We start from the raw sequence: 4,808 nt of genomic DNA on the forward strand, positions 1-4,808 counted from the left end.
CTCCTACACCGAGCGGCTCGACCTGCGCGCCTCATCGCTCAGCCAGGACGTCGGCACACTTTCCGGCGGCAACCAGCAGAAGGTGGTCATCGCCAAATGGCTGGCCACGGCACCCAAGGTGATCATCCTCGACGAGCCGACCAAGGGCATCGACATCGGCTCCAAGGCCGCCGTGCACGGCTTCATGGCCGAGTTGGTCGCCCAAGGCCTTTCCGTGATCATGGTTTCGTCCGAGCTGCCCGAGATCCTGGGCATGTCGGACCGCGTCGTGGTCATGCGCGAAGGCCGTATCGCGGCCACCTACGACAACAAGGGCCTGGATGCAGAGACGCTGGTTCGATCGGCGGCGGGGATCGCGGCATGAAGAGCTTCCTCAAATACCGTGAAATCTGGCTGCTTGCCGGCATCGTCGTGCTGATCGGCCTGATCTCGACGCGCTTCCCCGGCTTCGCCGACCCCGCCAATCTGCGCCAGGTGTTCAACGACACCTCGATCCTGATGATCCTGGCGCTTGGGCAGATGGTGGTGATCCTGACGCGCTCGATCGATCTCTCGATGGCGTCCAACCTCTGCTTCACCGGCATGGTGGTGGCGATGCTGAACGCCGCGCATCCGGCAATCCCGATCCCCGTGCTGATCGTCATCGCATTGCTCGTCGGGTTGATGCTCGGCGCGATCAACGGTTTCCTGGTGTGGCGGCTGAACATCCCCTCGATCGTGGTGACGCTGGGCACGCTGACTATCTATCGCGGCGCTACCTTCGTCGTCTCCGGCGGCGCCTGGGTCAATGCCGACCAGATGAGCCCCGCCTTCATCAACTTCCAGCGCGCCGCCTTTCTCGGCCTGCCGGTGCTGTCCTGGATCGCGCTCGCAGTGATCGCGCTGTTCTTCCTGGTGATGACGCGAACGGCGATCGGCCGCTCGATCTACGCCATCGGCGTCAACCCGACCGCATCGGTCTATGCCGGCATCGATGTCGGCCGCACGAAATTCATCGTCTTCTGTATCTCCGGCATGATCGGCGGGCTCGCCGGCTATCTCTGGATCTCGCGCTACGTGATCGCCTCGGTCGAGGTCGCCAACGGCTATGAGCTCAACATCATCGCCGCCTGCGTCATCGGCGGCATCTCCATCGCCGGCGGCATCGGCTCGGTCGGCGGCGCGGTGCTGGGCGCTTTGTTCCTCGGCATCATCTCCAACGCGCTGCCGGTCATCAACATCTCGCCCTTCTGGCAGATGGCGATCTCGGGCAGCGCCATCATCCTGGCCGTGGTGCTCAACGCCCGCGGCGAGCGCCGGCAGGGCCGCATCATCCTGAGAAAGGCGGAAGCGGCATGACCGACACCCCTGCCCCGCGCCACATCCCCGACCGGCTCGACAAGCCGCTGTCCTCGGCGATCTTTTCCTGGGAGGCGCTGCTCATCGTCATCGCGGTTATCATCTTCGCGGTGAACAGTCTTGCGTCACCCTATTTCCTCGATCCATGGTCGCTGTCGGACCTGACCTTCAATTTCACGGAAAAAGGGCTGATCGCGCTTGCCATGGCGCTGCTGATCATCTCGGGCGAGATCGACCTCTCCGTGGCCGCGATCGTGGCTTTGGCGTCGACGATGATGGGCATGGCGGTGCAGGCCGGCGCAGGCACGCCGGTGCTGGTCGCGATCGGCATCGCCGTCGGTCTCGGCTGCGGCGCCTTCAACGGGCTGCTGGTCACCCGGCTCGGTCTGCCGTCCATCGTCGTCACCATCGGCACGATGAGTCTGTTCCGCGGCATCGCCTTCATCATCCTCGGTGACCAGGCCTACAAAGGCTATCCGGAAAGCTTCGCCTTCTTCGGCCAGGGCTATGTCTGGTGGGTTTTTTCATTCGAGCTGGCGCTGTTCCTCGCCGCGGCTTTGATCTACTGGTTCGTGCTGCATCGCACCAGCTTCGGCCGGCGCGTCTTCGCCATCGGCAACAATCCCGTCGCTTGCCAGTTTTCCGGCGTGCGCGTCGAGCGCATCAAGTTCATCCTGTTCTGCCTGACCGGGCTGATGTCGGGCATCGCCTCGGTGCTGATCACCTCGCGGCTCGGCTCGACCAGGCCGTCGATCGCGCAGGGCTATGAGCTCGAGGCGATCACCATGGTGGTGCTTGGGGGTGTGTCGATCCTCGGCGGCGCCGGCAGCATCCTGGGCGTCGTGCTCGCCGCCTTCATCATGGGACTGGTGACGTTCGGCCTCGGCCTGCTCAATGTGCCCGGCATCGTCATGTCCATCTTCATCGGCCTGCTTTTGATCATCGTCATCGCGCTGCCGATCGTCTGGCGGCGGCTGCGCGAAGGACGCTTCGCCTGATGGAAAAATACGCCTTCAAGATGAAGCTCAATCCCGGCATGAAGGCCGAGTACAAACGCCGCCATGACGAGATCTGGCCCGAGTTGGTCGCGCTTTTGAAGCAGGCCGGCGTCTCCGATTATTCGATCCATCTCGACGAAGAGACCAACATCCTGTTCGGGGTGCTGTGGCGGCGTGATGACCACGGCATGGCCGACCTGCCGAAGCACCCGGTAATGCAGCGCTGGTGGAAGCATATGGCCGACGTCATGGAGACCAAAGCCGACAACGAGCCGGTGGCGGTGCCGCTGGAAACAATGTTCCATATGGCATGATCGTCGCCGTCATCGATATCGGCAAGACCAACGCCAAGGTGGCGCTGGTCGATCTCGCGACGCTGAGCGAGGTTGCGCTACGCCGTATCGCCAACGCGCCGGTGCGGCAGGCGCCCTACCCGCATCACGATGTCGAGGCGCTGTGGACCTTCAGCCTCGACAGCCTGGCCGAGCTCAACCGCGAACGGCGGATCGCCGCGATCTCGATCACCACCCATGGCGCGACCGGGGCGCTGGTCGATAGTTCGGGCGAACTGGTGCTGCCGGTGCTCGACTACGAATTCGACGGCCCCGACGGGCTGACCTTGGAGTATGACGCGGTCCGTCCGCCCTTCGCCGAAACCGGCACACCGCGGTTGCCGATTGGGCTCAATCTCGGTGCGCAGTTCTTCTGGCTGCAGAAGCGCTTCCCGGCGGACTTCGCCAGGACCGCCGCGATGCTGATGTATCCGCAATATTGGGCGCTGCGGCTGACCGGCATCGCCGCCAACGAGGTGACGTCGCTCGGCTGCCACACCGATTTGTGGAATCCCTGGACGTCCGACTATTCTTCGCTGGTCGACAGGATGGGCTGGCGTCCGCTGATGGCCCCGGTGCGGCCGGCAAAAGACCAGCTCGGACCGATCCTGCCCGCGCTCGCCGCGCAGACCGGGCTCGACCCGCAAACGCCCGTGTTCTGCGGCCTGCACGATTCCAACGCTTCGCTGCTGCCGCACCTGCTGTCCGACGCGGCGCCCTTCTGCGTCGTCTCGACCGGCACATGGGTGGTGTCGATGGCAGTGGGCGGCCGGAAGGTGGAGCTCGATGCGGCGCGCGACACGCTGGTCAATGTCAATGCACTCGGCGACCCGGTGCCGTCGGCGCGCTTCATGGGCGGCCGCGAGTTTTCGCTGCTGACCGAGGAGCAGCCGCAGGAGTGGAGCGAAGCCGATGTTGCCGAAGTTCTGGCGCGCCAGGCCTTGCTGCTGCCTTCCACCCAACAGGGCTCCGGGCCATTCCCGCATCGCGACGCCCAATGGGTCAATGCCGATGATTTGAGTCCAGGCCAGCGCTTCGCCGCCATCTCGTTCTATCTCGCGCTGATGGCCGCGACCTGCCTGGAACTGATCGGCGGCGATGGGCCAACGACGGTCGAGGGACCTTTCGCGCGCAACCCGCTTTTCATCCGCATGCTGGCGGCGGCGACGGGACGAGCGGTCGTTGCGTCGGAGACATCGACGGGCACCAGCATCGGCGCGGCGCTGCTGGCGTCGGACGGCGCGCCAGCGATGAGCAAGGGCGAGCGGACCGAGCCGCTGGCCGATCCGGCCTGGCAAGCCTACAGGCAAGCGTGGCTGAAGAACGCCACCGCGTAAGCCAGCCGGCTCAGCGTGCCGTCCCGTACAGCAATCCTTTGGGATCGATCTGCGGCTTGCGGCCGGCGACGATGTCGGCCAGGAACTGCCCCGAGCCGCAGGCCATGGTCCAGCCGAGATGGCCGTGGCCGGTATCGAGATAGAGATTGCGGTATTTCGCCTGGCCGAAGACCGGCACCGAACTCGGCATCATCGGCCGCAGACCTGCCCAGAGCACGGCCTTCTTCTCGTCGAAGGCGCCCGGGAAAAGATCCTTGCCGGTTTCCAGGATGGTCCTGAAATCGCCGGGCTTGAAGCTGCGGTCGAAGCCGGTGAATTCGGCGGTCGAGGACATGCGCAAGCGATTGCCGAGCCTTGAATAGCCGATCAGCCGGTCCTCGTCGGCGCCGCCCATGGTCGGCCCCTTGCTCTCGTCCTCCAGGGGAATCGTCGCCGTGTAGCCCTTAACGGGATAGACCGGCAGGTCGATGCCGTAGCGGCGGCCGAGCAGGCCGCTTTCCGGCCCCATCGAGATGACGACGGCGTCGCCTGTGACCGGGCCAGCCGAAGTCATCACCGCGCGCACCCGGTCGCCTTCGATGTCGAGGCCCTCGACCGTCGTGCCGAACAGGAATTTGACGCCGAGCTTCTCGGCGGCATAGGCGGCAAGATTGTCGGTGAACTGCCTGGAATCGCCGGTCTGGTCGATCGGCGAATAGATGCCGCCGGCGATCTTTTCCTTGACGCCGGCAAGTCCCGGCTCCAGCTCGACCAGACGCTCGCGGCCGACGATCTCGATCGGCAGGCCGTGCTCGCCGAGATAG

General features: G+C 64.9%; 6 protein-coding genes. 5 read left to right on the plus strand and 1 reads right to left on the minus strand.

Features of this window, described 5'->3' with window-relative positions; all coding sequences use genetic code 11:
- The 5 genes from EOD07_RS22790 to EOD07_RS22810 form a co-directional block, all read left to right on the plus strand.
- The coding region (locus tag EOD07_RS22790) for an ATP-binding cassette domain-containing protein (protein WP_164772440.1) at positions 1–364 on the plus strand (364 nt) is incomplete at its 5' end.
- On the plus strand, positions 361–1,338 hold the full coding sequence (locus tag EOD07_RS22795; RefSeq protein WP_127237065.1) for an ABC transporter permease: 978 nt from the start codon (positions 361–363) through the stop codon (positions 1,336–1,338). The genes EOD07_RS22790 and EOD07_RS22795, both read left to right, overlap by 4 nt.
- Positions 1,335–2,336 carry an ABC transporter permease gene (locus EOD07_RS22800; RefSeq protein WP_127237066.1) on the plus strand — a complete coding sequence of 334 codons (1,002 nt, stop codon included), beginning with the start codon at positions 1,335–1,337 and terminating at the stop codon, positions 2,334–2,336. The genes EOD07_RS22795 and EOD07_RS22800 overlap by 4 nt, the downstream gene beginning before the upstream one ends.
- On the plus strand, positions 2,336–2,650 hold the full coding sequence (gene rhaM / locus EOD07_RS22805) for an L-rhamnose mutarotase (protein ID WP_206519525.1): 315 nt from the start codon (positions 2,336–2,338) through the stop codon (positions 2,648–2,650). Before EOD07_RS22800 ends, rhaM begins: the two co-directional genes overlap by 1 nt.
- A complete protein-coding gene (locus EOD07_RS22810) occupies positions 2,647–4,005 on the plus strand; it encodes an FGGY-family carbohydrate kinase (RefSeq protein WP_127237068.1) in 1,359 nt (452 codons plus the stop codon). Before rhaM ends, EOD07_RS22810 begins: the two co-directional genes overlap by 4 nt.
- Before the next feature lie 10 nt (positions 4,006–4,015).
- On the opposite strand, the gene EOD07_RS22815 is transcribed toward EOD07_RS22810, so the two are convergent.
- A partial coding sequence (locus EOD07_RS22815; RefSeq protein WP_127237069.1) for an FAD-dependent oxidoreductase occupies positions 4,016–4,808 on the minus strand: 793 nt, incomplete at its 5' end.

It is taken from the genome of Mesorhizobium sp. M2C.T.Ca.TU.002.02.1.1, from assembly GCF_003997225.1.